This is a genomic window from Actinoplanes sp. NPDC049599 (genome assembly GCF_044465625.1).
Classification (GTDB): domain Bacteria; phylum Actinomycetota; class Actinomycetes; order Mycobacteriales; family Micromonosporaceae; genus Actinoplanes.
The window spans coordinates 26207-42454 of the sequence record NZ_JBITLX010000011.1 but is presented as its reverse complement, the minus strand read 5'-3'; the positions used below and the strand labels follow the sequence as shown (position 1 = coordinate 42454).

Genomic DNA, 16248 nt, shown 5'->3' with positions numbered 1-16248 from the left:
GTGCCCGTCTCGCGCGTGCCCGTCTCGCGCGTGCCCGTCTCGCGCGTCCCCGTCTCGCGCGGCCTCGGGCCTCCCGTGCCCCCGCCACCCATAGTCCGGCGTCCTGGGGCCCCGCCTCCCGCGTTCGTTTTGTGGCAAAACTCCCGCGTTTGCACGTGGCCCGCCGCCTCCCGCGTTCGCGTCGTGATCTGCCTTCCGAGTGGGGATTTGTCTTATCGTTATGTATTTCTGGGGTTGTCTACTTCGGGGGTGGGGATCGATAGCTGCCGAATCGCGGGGTGTTTCGTTGCGGGCGAACATTGCTGCGCGGTCCGGTCGTCCGGCTCGTGCCTCGGGCCGGGTGCGCTCGCCGGCTTCCTCGTGTTTCTGCAGCTTGGGCGGGCCGTCGTGCCGACCGCTCGGGCGGTGTCGGCTGGCTGACTGCTGTGCTTGGCGCCGGTGGGCTTGACCGGTGGGCGTGGATTTCTGCGGGGCTGCTTGCTGGACTTTCTTGTGGATCAGTTGTTCTGGCGTGCTGTATCCGGCATGTCCGGGACCGGGCGGCGGTCACCGCAGCCGTAGACAGGGCCGGCGCGGCCGAGTTGCTGACCCGGCTGACCCGGCTGACCCGGCTGACCCGGCTGACCCGGCTGCCCGGCTGCCCGGCTGCCCGGGCTGACCCGGCTGCCCGGCGGGCTGGACGCTCAGCTCGGCGCGGCCTTCGGTGGGGTGGAGTCGTCGCTGGGCCAGTGGCAGCCGCCGGCCCTGGCGCGCTCGTTTGATGCGGGAGGTGACGGCGGAACGGCCACCTCTGTGCGTGTTGCTGGACGAGCCGACCGCGGCACTGGACCCGCCACTTCGTGTCCCAGGTGCGGCCAGCCACCCGGCAGGGCGCGGTGACGGTGCTGGGCTTCCACCGCTTCACCACCGTACGGATGGCCGACGGCAGGGGCACCGAGCAGGGCACCCACGCCGAGCTGTACGCCCTGAGATGTCCCCCGCCCGGCACGGGCGGGGGACCCTCCTCACCTGCCGAGCATCCGGTGGTCCAGGCTGATCGACCGGGCCTGCAGGGCCCACCCGCCGATCGGCCCGGCGGTGGGCCCGCCCGGGCCTGGCTCCCCGACCTGCCGGTGCCATCCGGTGTGCAGCGCCGGGTCGACCACCCAGGTGCCGCACTCCGGGCAGGTGTAGCCCGGCCCGGCGGCAGCCGCCTTCACGCTCGCGCCCGTGCCCGGCGCCGCCTGCACCGCGACTTGTTCCCGGCCCGTGCCCGGCCTGCGACGCAACGTGTTGGCCGCGGTCCAGAGGTGGAACCACTCCCGCACCACGGTCTCGGTCGGCACCCGCAGCTCGACGGCGAGCTTCTCGACCAGCGGCCAGGAGGGCATCATCTTGCCGGCGAACACCTTGGACAGAGTGCCCTTGCTGTAGTGGACGGCTTCGCTCAGCACGCTCAGCGCCGGCTTGCCCGCGTTCACGTGGGCGAAGGTCAGGCGCTCGGCCAGTTCCCGGACGGCGGTCTCCGGGTCCATCAGCTTGGCCCGCCGCCGGGCCACCTCGTGCTCCCGCGCGAGGGCCTCGCTGGTCGGCCGTCCGGCCGCGCCGGTGGGCTCCCCGAACACCGCGCGGTGCCGGCCCTCGTTCGGCCCATCCGATCCCTGCGTCGGAACGGTCATCACGCCCGTCCTCCGCGCCGATCGTTGTAACTAAGTGTCACTTCCATTGCTCCTAGGGTGATGTTGCGCTGAACGGAATGGTCTCGGGCCGGAGCTCAAGAGAAGGGACGCGACCCGTTCGTGGGCGGACCGCATCGCCGGGTTGATTGTGCACCAGCCAACGGCCGTATTCCACCACGCTGTGTCGTGCTTGTTCGGCCCGTGGAAAGGTCGTTGCCCGATGCAACTTGCGCGGCGGCACCAGTCGAGGGTTTGTTTACCGTCGGGTAGGGCGGGCCGATATGTGAAAAAGGGGCCGGGCCCGTGCCGCGTGGGCACCGAACCGACCCCTTGATCACTTCCGGAAGACTGCCACGACAGCCGCTTCCGGGTCTTGCTGAATCGACGCCGGCCCGAGACCAATCAGACGCAACATCGAGCGGAAATTCAACGACTTCCGCGATGCCCACCCTACCGTTCGGCGGGTCCGATCTCCAGGCCGGCTGACGAAGGTGCAGGCAAGGCCCGCGATGATCGTCGGGCGCGCACCCGGCGGCCCGGCCCGCGGGTGCCATTTAACAGGCCCACCAGGCGATTCATAAATATGATGATCGTCCGGTTGCGGGCGGCGAGGTGTGCCCGCCGGAAATGATCATACCCTCGGCGAGGGCCGTCCGGGTAAAACGATTGTCTTTTCGAAGGATCAAGACGGCCGATCGGCCGGGGTGCGCGAAAATCTCCGGGGAGCGCTCTCCGGTCCTCGATCGTTTTCTCGTTGTTATCGGTAATGGATCTCTGCCCGGTGTTTTATTCCGTGTCGGGTCAGGTTTCGAACCGGGTATTAGGCATTCGGTGCGGCTTCATTTGTGGGCGCTGCGGCCGGACCGATTCACGATTTCCGGGCCGCGGCGCTATGTCCGCTTGGTGGCATGACTCAGGACAAGTCGTACCAGAGGCTTATCGACCGATCCTCGATTACCGTCGGTGACATTCCCGGTTCGAGGTGAGACCGTTGCGGATTTTTTCCAGACGGCACGCATCCGCGTGTCGTTTGCACGACTTTTGCAGGCGTTTGCACGACGCGTAGCCTGATCGCGTGACGAGCAGGCTCCTGGCGGTGGCGCAGTACGCGGGTGTTTCCGAGGCGACCGTCAGCCGGGTGCTGCACGACCGGCCCGGGGTGGCGCAGGCGACCCGGGAGGCCGTGCTGACCGCGCTCGACGTCTTCGGCTATCCCCGTCCCCGGCCGGTCCGCGCCGAGCGGGCCCGGCTCATCGGCCTGGTGCTGCCCGACCTGGCCAACCCGATCTTCCCGGCCTTCGCCGACGTGCTCGGGGTCTCGCTGATCCGGCTCGGCCTGGTGCCGGTGCTGTGCACCCGCACCTCCGACGGGGTGTCCGAGGCGCACTACATCCAGATGCTGCTGGCCAACCAGGTCGGCGGCATCGTCTTCGTCGGCGGCAGCTTCGCCGACGCGGGCGCCGAGCAGGGCCGCCGGCTCACCGAGCGGCGGCTGCCGATGGTGCTGATCAACGCGGCCGACGAGAAGCTCGGGGTGCCACAGGTGAGCATCGACGACGCGGCCGCGGTCGAGCAGGCGACCGCGCACCTGACCGGGCTGGGGCACGAGCGGATCGGGCTCATCCTGGGTCCGGCCGGGCACGTGCCGTCGATGCGCAAGCTGGCCGGCTTCCGCGGCGACCGGGAGCTGGTGGAGCACACCGTGTTCGCGATGGAGGGCGGCCGGGCCGCGGCGAGCCGGCTGCTGGAGAAGGGCGCCACCGGGCTGGTCTGCGGCAGTGACGCGCTGGCGCTGGGCGCGATCCGGGGCGTGCGCAAGGCCGGGCTGGACGTGCCGGATGACGTGTCGGTGGTGGGCTTCGACGACTCGACGTTCATGGGCGTGACCGATCCGCCGCTCACCACGATGCGCCAGCCCGTCCGCGAGATGGCCGCCGCGGCGGTGTCCGCCCTGCTCGCCCAGCTCGAGGGCCGTCCGCCGGTGGGCGACGTGATCACCTTCGACCCGGAACTGGTGGTCCGGGGCACGACCGCGCCGCGGAAGTCGTGACTTTGCATCACAGTGCAAACGCGGGACCGCGAACACGGCCTGAAATTGCGCAATTCTATGGACTCCGCTCATCGGCAGTCGTATCCTCGGGCTACGCCGATGCCACCGCTCCCATGGAGGGACATCCAGCGGCTTCCAGGGGGATTCGTGTCTCACCAGTGGTGGCGTCAGGCCGCGATCTACCAGGTCTACCCGCGGTCGTTCGCGGATGCGGACGGCGACGGGATCGGCGACCTGGCGGGGGTCCGCGCCCGCCTCGGTCACCTGCGTGACCTGGGCATCGACGCCATCTGGTTCAGCCCGTGGTACCCGTCTCCGATGGCCGACGCCGGGTACGACGTGGCCGACTACCGCGACATCGACCCGACGTTCGGCACGCTCGACGAGGCGCGGGAACTCATCACCGAAGCGCACCAGCTCGGCATCCGTTCCATCGTGGATGTCGTGCCGAACCACTGCTCGGATCAGCACGAGTGGTTCAAAGAGGCCCTGGGTGCGCGCCCGGGGGACCCCGTCCGGGACCGGTTCTGGTTCCGGACGGGGCGGGGCCCGCTGCCGCCCAACGACTGGCAGTCCACCTTCGGTGGCCCGGCCTGGACGCAGGTGCCCGACGGCGAGTGGTATCTGCACCTGTTCGCCCCGGAACAACCCGACTTCAACTGGGACAATCCCGAGGTCCGGTCCGAGTTCGAGGACATTCTGCGGTTCTGGTTCGACCTCGGCGTGGACGGCATCCGGATCGACTCGGCGGCCATGTGCGTCAAGGACCCGGAGCTGGGCGAGATCCGCGAGGGCGAGCCGCACCCGTACGTCGACCGGGACGGCACCCACGAGATCTACCGGGCCTGGCGCCGGATCGCCGAGGAGTACGCCGAGCCGCGGGCGCTGATCGGCGAGGTGTGGCTGGCCGACGCCGAACGCTTCGCCCGCTACCTGCGGCCCGACGAGATGCACACCGCGTTCAACTTCGACTTCCTCGGCTGCCCCTGGGACGCCAAGGCGCTCCGGAAGGTCATCGATGACACCCTCGCCTCGCACGCCGTGGTCGGCGCGCCGAGCACCTGGGTGCTGTCCAATCACGACGTCACCCGGCACGTCACCCGGTACGGCCGCGCCGACACGGCGTTCGACTTCGCGCTGCGCGGCGCCCGGCACGGCAGGCCCACCGACCTCGCGCTCGGCACCCGCCGGGCCCGCGCGGCCGCGCTGCTGACCACGTCCCTGCCCGGCTCGGTCTACGTCTACCAGGGCGAGGAGCTGGGCCTGCCCGAGGTTGAGGACCTCAGCGACGAGGTACGCGACGACCCGATGTACACCCGCAGCGGCGGCGCGGACCCGGGCCGCGACGGCTGCCGCGTCCCGCTGCCCTGGTCGGCCGACCTCACCGGGCCCAGCTGGCTGCCGCAGCCGCCGTCCTGGGCCGCGCTGAGCGTGGCGGCCCAGCAGGACCACCCCGGCTCGATGCTCACCCTGTACCGGGCCGCGCTGGCCGGCCGCCGTGCCCTCGCCGGGCCGATGACGTGGCTGGAGGCGCCGGCGGACGTGCTCGCGTTCGCGCGGCCGGGCGGCTTCGTCTGCGTGATCAACCTGTCCGCGGCCGCCGTCCCGCTGCCACCGCACGAGCAGGTGCTGCTGAGCAGCGGTTCCCTGGCGGAGGGGCAGCTGCCGCCGGACACGGCCGTCTGGCTGCGGACCATAGACTCGCCCGCATGACCCGCCGACTCGCCGATGTGGCCCAGCACGTCGGGGTCAGTCAGGCCACCGTCTCCCGGGTGCTCAACGACAAGCCGGGCATCTCCCAGGCCACCCGCGACGCGGTGCTCACCGCGCTGGACGTGCTCGGCTACGAGCGGCCCAACAAGCTGCGCGGCGAACGGGCCCGGCTGGTCGGCATCATCCTGCCGGAGCTGACCAACCCGGTCTTCCCGGCGCTGGCCGAGGCGATGGCGGGCGCGCTGGCCAAGCGCGGCTTCAGCCCGGTGCTCTGCACCCGTACGGTCGACGGCGTCGCGGAGGCCGACTACGTCTCGATCCTGCTGGAGCAGCAGGTGTCCGGCGTGCTCTTCGGCGGCGGCCTCTACCAGCAGGCGGACGCCGACCACAGCCACTACGCGGCGCTGCGCGAGCGGTCGCTGCCCACGGTGCTGGTCAACGCGGCCGTCGAGGGGCTGGGCTTCCCGCAGGTCTGCACCGACGACGGCCACGGTGTCGACCAGGCGTACGGGCACCTGGCCGCGCTCGGGCACGACCGGATCGCGCTGCTGCTCGGCCCGGCCGACCACGTGCCGAGCGCGCGCAAGCTGGCGGCGTACCTGGCCGCCCGCGAGCGGCACGGGCACGACGGCCCGGCGCTGATCGGCCGGTCCCCGTTCGCGATGGCGGAGGCCCAGGTCGCGGCGTCCCGCCTGATCGGCGCGGGCGCGGGCGCGCTGATCTGCGCCGGCGACGTGACGGCGATCGGCGCCATCCGCGCGGCGCACAAGCTGGGCCGCTCGGTGCCGGGCGACGTCTCGATCATCGGATACGACGACTCACCCGTGATGGCCTGCACCGACCCGCCGCTGACCACGATCCGCCAGCCGGTGGACGCGATGGGCCACGCGGCGGTGTCCCTGCTGCTGCACCAGATCGACGGCCACCCGGGCCGCGGCGAGGAGTTCCTCTTCGAACCGGAACTGGTGGTCCGCAACACCACCGGCGCCGCCCGCCGCCCGGACCCGGCGCTCGCCTAGCGAGGGCAGTCGCCGGCGGTCCAGGTGTCGTAGCGGGTGACCCAGTTCAAGCAGAAGCCGCCGGCTCGCTGCTGGGCCAGGTCGCCGATCTGGGTGTCGACGTCGTCACGCCAGTAGCGGGCAGTGCCGCCGTCCGGGGGCCGCAGCCGCACGTTGTCCACGGTCACCGGCGGGACCACGAGCCGGGCCGGCTTGCTCGAGTCGACGTGGACCTCGACGTACTGCTCGACGTACGCGCGGGAGCCGACCGGCAGTTGCTGCGCGGTCAGCAGGTTCCACCGGTTGTTCCACCAGAGCCAGGCCTGCCAGACGTTGTCCGCGTCGGTGCGCAGGTCCAGCCAGACCTTGTCGCCCGGCTTGAGCTGGTACTGGTCGTAGAACTGCCAGGTCTTGGTGTTGGTGTTGAACGTGTAGATGTGCTGGCGGCCCGCCCCGGCCCAGCCGGTCTCCGCCCAGCCGGCCTCCAGCCAGGCGATGGAGCCGGCGCCCAGGTCGCGCTTGACCATGAAGCGGGCCGCCACGAAGTCGTACGTGTTGCGCCGGACCGCGCCGTCCACGATCGCGACCCGGCCGGAGACGCCGCCCCACTCGCCGCCGGTGCCCGCACCCAGGTGGTGGTAGCCGCTCGGGGTGGCGCGCTCGCGCATCCGGTCGAGCCGGACGCCGGATTCCAGCACCGGTCCGGCGGCCCGGCAGGCCCGGCGGCTGTACCGGCCGGCCGGTTCGGTCGGTGCTGTGACAGACGCCTCACCGCGGGGGCACTTGGGCAGCCGATCGCGGTGGTGCGAGACCGCCGGATCGGCCGGACCCAGCACCGTGACCAGGCCTGCCAGGGCACACCAACGCGCCACGGACCGGAACTTCAAGCCACCCACCTCGCCCCTGACCAGCGCGGAAACCACATCTCTGACCCAACGCGGCACGAGATCCCCCGGTGACGGTTCCCGCCCGCTGATCACCGGCCGTCCCGTGGTGCGAGACTGGGTGCATGGCTGCGAAGGGCTTCCCGTACCACGATCTGCAGAGCTTCATCTCGGCCCTGGAGGCAGCCGGTGAGCTGCGCCGGGTCCGGGTCCCCGTCGATCCCACGCTGGAGATCAGCGAGATCGTCACCCGGACCGTGCGGGCCGGCGGGCCGGCCCTGCTCTTCGAGCGGCCGACCCGCGGTGACATGCCGATCGTGGTCAACCTCTTCGGCACCGAGAAGCGGATGGCGATGGCGCTCGGGGTGGACACCCTGGACGAGGTCGGCAACCGGATCGGCTCGCTGATCCAGCCCGAGCTGCCGGTCGGCTGGTCCGGCATCCGCGAGGGCATCGGCAAGGTGCTGCAGCTCAAGTCGGTGCCGCCGAAGAAGGTCAAGAGCGCACCCTGCCAGGAGGTGGTGCTCAAGGGCGACGAGGTCGACCTGGGCAAGCTGCCCGGCCTGCAGGTCTGGCCCGGCGACGGCGGCATCTTCCACAACTACGGGCTGACCCACACCAAGCACCCGGAGACCGGCAAGCGCAACCTCGGCCTGTACCGGCTCCAGCAGCACTCGAAGAACACGCTGGGCATGCACTGGCAGATCCACAAGGACTCGACCGCGCACCACGCGGTCGCCGAGCGGCGCGGCGAGCGGCTGCCGGTGGCCGTCGCGATCGGCTGCGACCCGGTGGTCAGCTACGCGGCCAGCGCCCCGCTGCCCGGCGACATCGACGAGTACCTGTTCGCCGGCTTCCTGCGCGGCGAGCGGGTCGAGATGGTCGACTGCCTGACCGTGCCGCTCCAGGTGCCCGCGCAGGCGCAGATCATCCTCGAGGGCTACCTGGAGCCGGGGGAGCGGGCGCCCGAGGGGCCGTTCGGCGACCACACCGGCTTCTACACGCCGGTCGAGCCGTTCCCGGTGCTGCACATCGAGTGCATGACCATGCGCAAGCAGCCGGTCTACCAGTCGATCGTCACCAGCAAGCCGCCGCAGGAGGACCACGGCCTGGGCAAGGCCACCGAGCGGATCTTCCTGCCGCTGCTCAAGATGCTGATCCCGGACATCGTCGACTACGACATGCCGGCGGCGGGCGTCTTCCACAACTGCGTGATCGTGTCGATCCGCAAGCGCTACCCGAAGCACGCGCAGAAGATCATGAACGCGGTCTGGGGCGCGCACCTGATGTCGCTGTCCAAGCTCATCGTGGTCGTCGACGAGGACTGCGACGTGCACGACTACCACGAGGTGGCGTTCCGGGCGTTCGGCAACGTCGACTACAACCACGACCTGCTCATCACCCAGGGCCCGGTGGACCACCTCGACCACGCCTCCTACCAGCAGTTCTGGGGTGGCAAGGCGGGCCTCGACGCGACCCGTAAGCTGCCCGCCGAGGGCTACACCCGGGGCTGGCCGGAAGAGATGACCATGGCGGACGAGGTGGTCGCGCTGGTCGACAAGCGGTGGAAGGAGTACGGGCTGTGACGGTGGCCGCCCCGAGCCGGGTGCGTTCGTTCCTGCGCCTGGTGGCGATCGAGCACTCGGTCTTCGCGCTGCCGTTCGCGTACCTGTCGGCGTTTGTCGCGATGGACGGCGACTACCGGTGGCTGGACCTGCTGCTGATCACCATCGCCATGGTGGCGGGCCGGACCTTCGCCATGGCGGCCAACCGGATCCTGGACCGGAAGATCGACGCGCTGAACCCGCGCACCCAGAACCGCGAGCTGGTCACCGGCGCGGTGAGCGTGCGCACGGCCTGGACCGGCGCGGCCGTCTCCCTGGTGGTGCTCTTCCTGGCCGCCGGCCTGCTCAACCCGCTCTGCCTGCTGCTGTCACCGCTCGCGGTGGTCCCGCTCGTGATCTACCCGTACGCGAAGAGGTTCACGAACTTCCCGCACTACGTGTTGGCGCTGGCGCAGGCTGTCGCACCGGTCGGCGCGTGGCTGGCGATCACCGGCACGTTCGACGGCTCGGGCCCGGCCTGGGTGCTCGGCGTCGCGGTCGGGCTGTGGATCGGCGGCTTCGACATCATCTACGCGTGCCAGGACGTGGAGGTCGACCGGCGGATCGGGGTGCACTCCACGCCGGCCCGCTTCGGTGTCCGGACGGCGCTGCGCATCTCCACCGCCACGCACGTGCTGACCTTCGCGCTGTTCGTCTGGTTCGGCCAGCTCGTCGGCCTCGGCTGGCTGTGGTGGGTGGGCCTGGGGCTGACCGCGGTGGCGTTCGTCTACCAGCACATCGTGGTCACCGAGCACGACCTGTCGAAGGTCAACCGGGCGTTCTTCACCGCGAACGGCTTCGTGGGCATAGCCCTGTTCGTCTTCGCGCTCCTCGACCTGATCCTGCTGTAACCCCGCGGCGTACCGGCTCCGTCCAACAGTCGTGACCGACAGAGAGACGGAGTTCCGGGACTTCGTCGCCACGAGCCAGGAGCGCCTGCGCGGGCTCGCGTACCTGACCTGTGGCGACTGGCAGGCCGCGGAGGACGCCGTCCTCACCGTGCTGGCCAGGATGTACGTCAAGTGGCCGCGTATCGAGAACCCGGACAGGTACTCGCGGACCGCGGTGGTCCGGGCGGCGATCGACGAGACCCGCAGGCCGTGGTGGCGCCGGGAGCAGCCGCTCAGTCACGCCCTGCCCGAGCCGGCCCTGGCCGACGGCACCGCCGCGGTCGACGACCGCCTGCAGTTGCGCGCGGCGCTGCGGCACCTGCCGGTCAAGCAGCGGGCGGTGCTCGTGCTGCGCTTCCTGGAAGGGCTGAGCGTCCAGCAGACCGCGGAGATCGTCGGTAGCCCGGAGGGCACCGTCAAGGTCTACACGTCCCGGGGACTGGCAACCCTGCGGAAGGTCCTCGGCGCCGACCTCGCCGCGGACTGTGAGGAGGGGAACCGTGCAGCGAAGACTGTCTGACCTGCTGGAGGCCGCGAAGGCCGACGCCCCGGCGCCGCGGTACGGCGTCGAGGACGCGGTGCGGGCCGGCCGCCGCCTGCGCCGCCGCCGCGCCGCCTGGGCCACCGCAGCGGTGGCCGCGGTGGTCGCGGTGGCCGCGGTGATCGCCCTGCCCCGCCTGCTGCCGGGCCCCGACTTCGACTACGCCGGCGGCGATCTCACCGCCACCATCCAGAGCTACGAGGCCGGTCCGCTCACCGTCACCGAGGCGGTCCAGGTCTCACCCGGCTACCAGATCGCCCAGGTCATCGGCCCGACCACCAAGAAGGGGGCGAAGCCGGCCGTGCGCGGCACGGTCACCGTCTTCCGCCCCGGCGTCTTCGACCCGGCCGGTTTCGCCACCGGTACGGCCGTGCCCGTCGGTGGGGTCACCGGCCGGTCCCGGCCGGACGCGGTCGCCTGGGAGTACGCCGAGGATGCCTGGGCTGTCGTACGGACCTGGCAGGCCCGGCTCACCCGGGCGCAGCTGATCGCGGTCGCGGCCGGTCTGCGGTCCACCGCGCCGCGAACGCCGACGGTGGGGTTCAAGCTCACCACGGTGCCGGCCGGCTTCACCCTCGACAGCGGGGGACGGGCGAACGACGCGACGGGCCGCAGCGCCCTGCCCAACGGCTCCTACCTGCGCCTGGTGAAGGGCGACGTGTCGTACCGGAACCTGCCGGACGTCCTGGCCGACCCCGGACCGGGCGTCCAGGCCGTGGAGGTCCGGGTCTACCCCCGCGAGTACGGCCAGGAGGTCCCGCCCGCGGTGCAGCCCGCCGGTTACTGCCGGGGCGACCGCTGCTACCGCGACTCCGCCGACGGCAAGGTGCAGATCGAGGCGGCCGGCGGCCCCGGCACGTCCACCGCCGACCTGCTCGCGCTGGTCAAGGGCGCGACCTTCGCGGTCCCGGACGACCCCGGCACCTGGTACCCGCTGACCTCGGCGGCCGGCTGAGAGGCATGCTTGGGGAATGCGCAGGCCATGGATCGTCGGTGTCTCAGGAGCTTCCGGTACGCCCTACGCCCGGGCCGTGCTGACCGCACTGCTGGACGCCGGCGAGTCCGTGGACCTGGTGATCTCCCGGGCCGCCCGGCTCACCCTGCTGGACGAGACCGGGGCGACCGTACGGGACGCGCACTGGAAGGACGACGTGGCGACCTGGCTGGGCCGTGAGCTCGGCGACCTGAGCTACTGGCCCACGGGCGACCTGGCGGCCGGGCCGAGCAGTGGCTCGTACCCGGCCCAGGGGATGGCGGTCGTGCCGGCCAGCACGGCCGCCTGCGCGGGCATCGCGATCGGGCTGTCCAAGGACCTGCTCCAGCGGGCCGCCGAGGTCAACCTCAAGGAGCGCCGCCGTACGGTCGTGGTGCCCCGGGAGACGCCGGTGACCCGCAGTCACCTGGAGCACCTGATCGCCCTGCACGACGCCGGCGCGGTGGTCCTGCCCGCCAGCCCCGGCTTCTACGGTTCCGGCGCGCAGGCGACCGCGGCCCAACTGGTCGACTTCGTGGCGGGCAAGGTGCTGGACGCGCTCGGCGTACCCCATGAGCTCTTCACCCGGTGGGCCGGGGAATTGGGATCGGGGCGATAGCCGCGGAATGTCTTTTACGCGGGCTCAGCGCAATCCGTTGGGCGGGCCGTAACTCTGCCCCGGATTGGTCGGACCGCCGTTCCGCGGGCGATTGGCGGCATCGTCCTCGCGCATCTCCTCGACCACGCCGTCGCCCTCGAGCAACGCGCGCACCTCGGACTCGCGGAACCGGCGGTGGCCACCCGGAGTGCGGATACTGCCGATACGTCCGGCGGCCGCCCAGCGGGTGACCGTCTTCGGGTCCACCCGGAACAGCGCGGCCACCTCCCCGGGCGTCAGCAGTCGATCTCCTGTGTCCACGGCCCTCTCCTCGCGTCGTGTTGGAGCGCCGTTGGTCACAGTGAGTGTCGGCGTGCTCGATCGGGACGTAGTGCCATTAGAGCATCGCCAAAAACAGCAAGTCGCTGAAATGCGGAAAAAGCCCCGATTGCGACGTTGACCATTATCCTTGCTCCGTCTGGCGATCCGCGATCGCTACCGGGCGTGAGGTACCAGGATGTGTCGCACTAACCTCTGATGCCATGGACGCCATCGACCTGCGCCTGATCGACCTCCTGCGGGAGAACGCCCGCTCCTCGTACGCGGAACTCGCCCGGCAGGTGGGTCTCTCCGCGCCCGCGGTGCACGAGCGGGTGGGCAAGCTGGAAGCCGCCGGCACGATCCGGGCGTACCGCGCCGAGGTCGACCACGACGCCATCGGGCTGGGCGTGACCGCCCTGATCGGCATCGTGGAGGACTCCGGCGCCGACACCGACGACGTCCTGTCCGCGTTGCGGGTGATGCCGGAGATCGAATCCTGCTACTTCATGGCGGGCGTGGAGTCATACCAGCTCACCGTCCGGGTGGGCACGATCGCCGAGCTGGAGCAGCTGATCGTGCGGATCAACCGGACCCGGGGGGTCGCCTCCACCCGGACGGCCATCGCGCTGAGCACCAAATGGGAGAACCGCCCCCAGTCCGGGCTCGACCCGGCGGTAGGTTGAGCCATGGAGCAGCACAACCGCTGTGACGACGCCGCGCGCGACTGGGCGCGCGAGGCGATCAGGCTCGTGGAGGCCGACGCGAACCGTTCGGCCGACACCCACCTGCTGCCGTTCCCGCTGCCCCGCGCCTGGGGCATCGACCTCTACCTCAAGGACGAGTCCTCGCACCCGACCGGTTCGCTCAAGCACCGGCTCGCCCGCTCGCTCTTCCTGTACGCCCTCTGCAACGGCTGGATCGGCCCGCACACCCCGGTGGTCGAGGCGTCCTCCGGCTCGACCGCGGTCAGCGAGGCGTACTTCGCCCGGATGCTCGGGCTGGAGTTCATCGCGGTGATGCCGGCGAGCACGTCGCCGGAGAAGATCTCGCTCATCGAGTTCCAGGGCGGCAAGTGTCATCTGGTCGCCGACCCGACGGCGGTGGTCGCGGCGGCCCGGGCGCTGGCGGCCGACCTCGGCGGTCACTTCATGGACCAGTTCACCCACGCCGAGCGCGCCACCGACTGGCGGGGCAACAACAACATCGCCGAGTCGATCTACCTGCAGCTCGCGTTGGAGCGGCATCCCGTACCGGCGTGGGTCGTGGTCGGCGCCGGCACCGGCGGCACCAGCGCGACCATCGGCCGGTACGCCCGCTACCGGCAGCTGCGCACCAAGCTGTGCGTGGTCGACCCGGAGGGCTCGGCGTTCTGGCCGGCCTACGTCTCGGGCGACTGGACGGTGTCCACCGGCCGCGGCTCGCGCATCGAGGGCATCGGCCGACCTCGCGTCGAGGCGTCCTTCCAGCCGGCCGTGGTCGACCGGATGGTGCAGGTGCCGGACGCGGCGTCGCTGGCCGCGATGCGGGCCGGCTCGGCGGTGCTCGGCCGCCACGTCGGCGGCTCCACCGGTACGAACCTGTGCGGCGCCTTCGGGCTGATCGCGGAGATGCTGGCGGCCGGGCAGCAAGGCTCGGTGGTCACGCTGATCTGCGACGGCGGCGAGCGGTACGCGGACACGTACTACTCGGATGCCTGGGTCGAGGCGCAGGGCATCACGCTGGCACCACACCTGGCGGCGATTGACATGTTCCTGGCCACCGGGGTGTGGCAGCCTGCCTGAAACGGGGGCAGCGCCGCGGCCGCGGACCTGGGAGGATCTGAGTTCTGTCACGGGTTTCGGGTTCGAGGAGCGCAGTGCACGACGCCGAGGAAGTCCCCGCAGCACCGGATCCCCGAGCCGCGCCGCCCGTGCCACCCTCGATCCCGTCCCAGCGTGCCGTGCCACCCGGCCCGTGGTCCGCGCCACCCAATGCGTGGATCCCCGGCCAGCGGACGCCGCCGCCCGGTGAATACTTCCCGCCGACCTATCCGCTGCCCGTCGCGCCGCTGCCGCTGCCGCTGCCGCAGCCGTCCCGCCGGGGCCGTGGCCTGCTCATCGGCGGCGCGCTCACCCTGGTCGCGGCGCTCGCGGTCGGCGCCGGATTCGTGTACGTGAACCGGACGCCGCTGTCCCTCAACGACCGGGCCGCGGCGGCCGGGCCGGAGCCCACCGCCGCGCACAGCTCGCTGACGCCCTCCGACGCCGCCGACGCGGCGCTGGAGGCCCAGGCGACAGCGCTGCTGGCCGGTGACGAGAAGGGCTGGCTGGCCGCCGTCGACCCCGGGCAGGCCAAGCTCCGCTCGCGCTACCGCGCCATGTTCCGCTCGCTGCGCGGGCTGGGCGTCAGCCACTTCGTCTACCACACCTCCGTCGACCCGGTGGACGCCAAGCGCGGCACGGTCGACGTGACCACCGAGGTCGAATACTGCTTCGCCACCGACAAGTGCCCGGAGGAGAAGGACAACGCCTCGGACGGCCCGCCCACGATCACCCAGCAGCTGACCCTCAAGAAGGTCGGCAACCGCTACCTGATCGCCAAGCTGACCGCGCAGAAGGACCGCGACCGCCAGCAGCCCACCCCCTGGGAGACCGGCGACCTGGCCTTCCTGTCCGGCAAGCGGGTCACCGTGGCAGGCGCCCGCAGCGAGCGCAAATACTTCCGGCAGGTGCTCGCGGCGGCCGAGAAGGCCGCGGTCGTCAACGACCGCTTCGCCGGCCTGGTGGCCAACCCGCAGCAGAAATACCGGGTGTACGTGGCCGGCGCCAAGCAGTGGAAGACCTGGTACGGCGGCATCACCGACAAGTGGGTGATCGGCTACGCGATGCCGCTCAGCGACTCCGGCAGCGACGTCGTGCTCAACATCTCCGCGGTACGCACCGACAGCGAGGTGCTCGCCACCACCATGCAGCACGAGCTGGGCCACGTGGTGACCCTGGGCGGGGCGTACCGGACCAGCGGCGGCACCGGCGACATGTGGCTGGAGGAGGGCATCGCCGAGTACATCGGCTGGTATCCGCGCCCGGCCACGGCCAGCTGGCGACGCTCGGCGGTCCGTGCCCTGCTCAGCAGCAGCAAGCGCCCCAAGTCGATCGCCGCCCGCGCCCCCGGGGAGGACGCCGGCCCGGACGCGAGCGACGCGTTCTACGGCCTCGGCCACTTCACCGCCGACTGCCTGGCCCGCAAGTACGGCCAGGGCGCGCTCTTCACCTTCGTCCGGCTCTACCTGCGGGAGAACCGCGACCTCGACCCGGCCTCGCGGGAGGCGTTCGGCAAGCCCTTCGCGAGCGTCGACAAGACCTGCATGGCCTGGATCCGCGACCGGGTCTAGGCCCGCTCGGCCAGCCCCGGATATTCCACGACGAAGCCCTCGTCGTCCACGGTCAGGTCCGCGCTGAACGTCTCGCTGGCGAACCGCACCCGCCCGTCGCCCAGCGACGTGTAGATCTGGTCCGCCTGCACGACCTCCAGGCTGGGCAGCAGCACCCAGGCGACGCTGACCCGGTGGGCCACTCCCGGTTCGGCCTTGAGCAGCTTCAGCCGCCGGATCGGCAGCGTGTTGGTCAGCGGCGAGCCGGTCAGGTCGACGTCGAAGGCGCCGTACAGCAGGTCGGGGTCCGCGCTGCCGGGCAGGCCGGTGCCGGCGTGACCGGAGGCGGTCAGCGCCGCATCGAGATCACCCCGCTCGGCGGTGTGCAGCCGCCAGCGCCCGTCCTCGGACTCCAGCCGCAGCGTCCGGCTCCAGCCCGCGCCTTCGGTGCTCACCTCGAGCGTGGTGGTGACCCAGTCCGCGCCGGTGCGCAGCTCGTAGCGGGCGGTGTAGGGAATCGGGTCGACGGCGAGCGCGGTGCCGCGAGCGTGCAGGCCGGCATGCGCCTCCACCAGCGCATGCTCGGCGCCGGAGGTGTCGCGACGAACCCAGAACAGAGAACCCGGTAGTACGGCCATGTCCCATGTCTACCCGTTCCGCTGCCCCGAC

The 16248-nt window shown here is 71.3% G+C and carries 15 protein-coding genes; 11 read left to right on the top strand and 4 right to left on the bottom strand.

Translation table 11 applies throughout. The features are described from left to right. Window positions 1-1004 precede the first annotated feature (1004 nt). Window positions 1005-1658 carry a helix-turn-helix domain-containing protein gene (locus ACIBQZ_RS20790; RefSeq protein ID WP_396090368.1) on the bottom strand — a complete coding sequence of 218 codons (654 nt, stop codon included), beginning with the start codon at window positions 1656-1658 and terminating at the stop codon, window positions 1005-1007. A 1075-nt stretch (window positions 1659-2733) separates the two neighbouring features. On the opposite strand from ACIBQZ_RS20790, the gene ACIBQZ_RS20785 reads away from it, so the two are divergent. The 3 genes from ACIBQZ_RS20785 (at window position 2734) to ACIBQZ_RS20775 (ending at window position 6440) form a co-directional block, all read left to right on the top strand. Further along, window positions 2734-3708: a LacI family DNA-binding transcriptional regulator gene (locus ACIBQZ_RS20785; protein WP_396090367.1), complete on the top strand. Its 975-nt coding sequence runs from the start codon at window positions 2734-2736 to the stop codon at window positions 3706-3708. A gap of 147 nt (window positions 3709-3855) precedes the next feature. Then, window positions 3856-5421, top strand: coding sequence for an alpha-amylase family glycosyl hydrolase (locus ACIBQZ_RS20780; RefSeq protein WP_396090366.1), 1566 nt, complete (start codon window positions 3856-3858; stop codon window positions 5419-5421). Further along, a complete protein-coding gene (locus tag ACIBQZ_RS20775) occupies window positions 5418-6440 on the top strand; it encodes a LacI family DNA-binding transcriptional regulator (protein WP_396090365.1) in 1023 nt (340 codons plus the stop codon). The genes ACIBQZ_RS20780 and ACIBQZ_RS20775 overlap by 4 nt, the downstream gene beginning before the upstream one ends. Here the strand turns inward: ACIBQZ_RS20775 and ACIBQZ_RS20770 are convergent. Beyond that, window positions 6437-7306, bottom strand: coding sequence for a hypothetical protein (locus tag ACIBQZ_RS20770; protein ID WP_396090364.1), 870 nt, complete (start codon window positions 7304-7306; stop codon window positions 6437-6439). The two genes, ACIBQZ_RS20775 and ACIBQZ_RS20770, sit on opposite strands and share 4 nt — an antisense overlap. A 122-nt stretch (window positions 7307-7428) precedes the next feature. On the opposite strand from ACIBQZ_RS20770, the gene ACIBQZ_RS20765 reads away from it, so the two are divergent. The 5 genes from ACIBQZ_RS20765 to ACIBQZ_RS20745 are packed head-to-tail and all read left to right on the top strand — an operon-like array spanning window position 7429 to window position 11930. Next, on the top strand, window positions 7429-8889 hold the full coding sequence (locus ACIBQZ_RS20765; RefSeq protein ID WP_396090363.1) for a menaquinone biosynthesis decarboxylase: 1461 nt from the start codon (window positions 7429-7431) through the stop codon (window positions 8887-8889). Then, complete coding sequence (mqnP, locus tag ACIBQZ_RS20760; RefSeq protein ID WP_396090362.1) at window positions 8868-9758, top strand: menaquinone biosynthesis prenyltransferase MqnP; 891 nt, start codon at window positions 8868-8870, stop codon at window positions 9756-9758. Before ACIBQZ_RS20765 ends, mqnP begins: the two co-directional genes overlap by 22 nt. A gap of 31 nt (window positions 9759-9789) precedes the next feature. Continuing rightward, the gene (locus ACIBQZ_RS20755; protein ID WP_396090361.1) at window positions 9790-10317 is read left to right on the top strand and encodes a SigE family RNA polymerase sigma factor; all 528 of its coding nucleotides are present in this window, start codon (window positions 9790-9792) and stop codon (window positions 10315-10317) included. Beyond that, window positions 10298-11293, top strand: a complete 996-nt coding sequence (locus tag ACIBQZ_RS20750; protein WP_396090360.1) for a hypothetical protein — start codon at window positions 10298-10300, stop codon at window positions 11291-11293. The genes ACIBQZ_RS20755 and ACIBQZ_RS20750 overlap by 20 nt, the downstream gene beginning before the upstream one ends. A 16-nt stretch (window positions 11294-11309) precedes the next feature. Further along, window positions 11310-11930, top strand: a complete 621-nt coding sequence (locus ACIBQZ_RS20745; RefSeq protein ID WP_396090359.1) for a UbiX family flavin prenyltransferase — start codon at window positions 11310-11312, stop codon at window positions 11928-11930. Between the two features lie 24 nt (window positions 11931-11954). Here ACIBQZ_RS20745 and ACIBQZ_RS20740 read toward each other — a convergent pair whose 3' ends face one another. Beyond that, window positions 11955-12230, bottom strand: a complete 276-nt coding sequence (locus ACIBQZ_RS20740) for a BldC family transcriptional regulator (RefSeq protein ID WP_125808202.1) — start codon at window positions 12228-12230, stop codon at window positions 11955-11957. A 221-nt stretch (window positions 12231-12451) separates the two neighbouring features. Here ACIBQZ_RS20740 and ACIBQZ_RS20735 point away from each other — a divergent pair, with 221 nt between their 5' ends. The 3 genes from ACIBQZ_RS20735 (at window position 12452) to ACIBQZ_RS20725 (ending at window position 15600) form a co-directional block, all read left to right on the top strand. Next, complete coding sequence (locus ACIBQZ_RS20735) at window positions 12452-12913, top strand: Lrp/AsnC family transcriptional regulator (RefSeq protein ID WP_396090358.1); 462 nt, start codon at window positions 12452-12454, stop codon at window positions 12911-12913. Window positions 12914-12916: 3 nt separating this feature from the next. After that, the gene (locus ACIBQZ_RS20730; RefSeq protein WP_396090357.1) at window positions 12917-14011 is read left to right on the top strand and encodes a PLP-dependent cysteine synthase family protein; all 1095 of its coding nucleotides are present in this window, start codon (window positions 12917-12919) and stop codon (window positions 14009-14011) included. A 74-nt stretch (window positions 14012-14085) separates the two neighbouring features. After that, window positions 14086-15600: a hypothetical protein gene (locus ACIBQZ_RS20725; RefSeq protein ID WP_396090356.1), complete on the top strand. Its 1515-nt coding sequence runs from the start codon at window positions 14086-14088 to the stop codon at window positions 15598-15600. Here the strand turns inward: ACIBQZ_RS20725 and ACIBQZ_RS20720 are convergent. Then, window positions 15597-16217, bottom strand: a complete 621-nt coding sequence (locus tag ACIBQZ_RS20720; RefSeq protein WP_396090355.1) for a putative glycolipid-binding domain-containing protein — start codon at window positions 16215-16217, stop codon at window positions 15597-15599. The two genes, ACIBQZ_RS20725 and ACIBQZ_RS20720, sit on opposite strands and share 4 nt — an antisense overlap. Window positions 16218-16248 lie beyond the last annotated feature (31 nt).

Coding starts and splice junctions, on each gene's coding strand:
- ACIBQZ_RS20790 (WP_396090368.1), bottom strand. CDS start 1,658: ATGACCGTTCCGACGCAGGGATCGGATGGGCCGAACGAGGGCCGGCAC.
- ACIBQZ_RS20775 (WP_396090365.1), top strand. CDS start 5,418: ATGACCCGCCGACTCGCCGATGTGGCCCAGCACGTCGGGGTCAGTCAG.
- ACIBQZ_RS20765 (WP_396090363.1), top strand. CDS start 7,429: ATGGCTGCGAAGGGCTTCCCGTACCACGATCTGCAGAGCTTCATCTCG.
- ACIBQZ_RS20745 (WP_396090359.1), top strand. CDS start 11,310: ATGCGCAGGCCATGGATCGTCGGTGTCTCAGGAGCTTCCGGTACGCCC.
- ACIBQZ_RS20735 (WP_396090358.1), top strand. CDS start 12,452: ATGGACGCCATCGACCTGCGCCTGATCGACCTCCTGCGGGAGAACGCC.
- ACIBQZ_RS20730 (WP_396090357.1), top strand. CDS start 12,917: ATGGAGCAGCACAACCGCTGTGACGACGCCGCGCGCGACTGGGCGCGC.
- ACIBQZ_RS20720 (WP_396090355.1), bottom strand. CDS start 16,217: ATGGCCGTACTACCGGGTTCTCTGTTCTGGGTTCGTCGCGACACCTCC.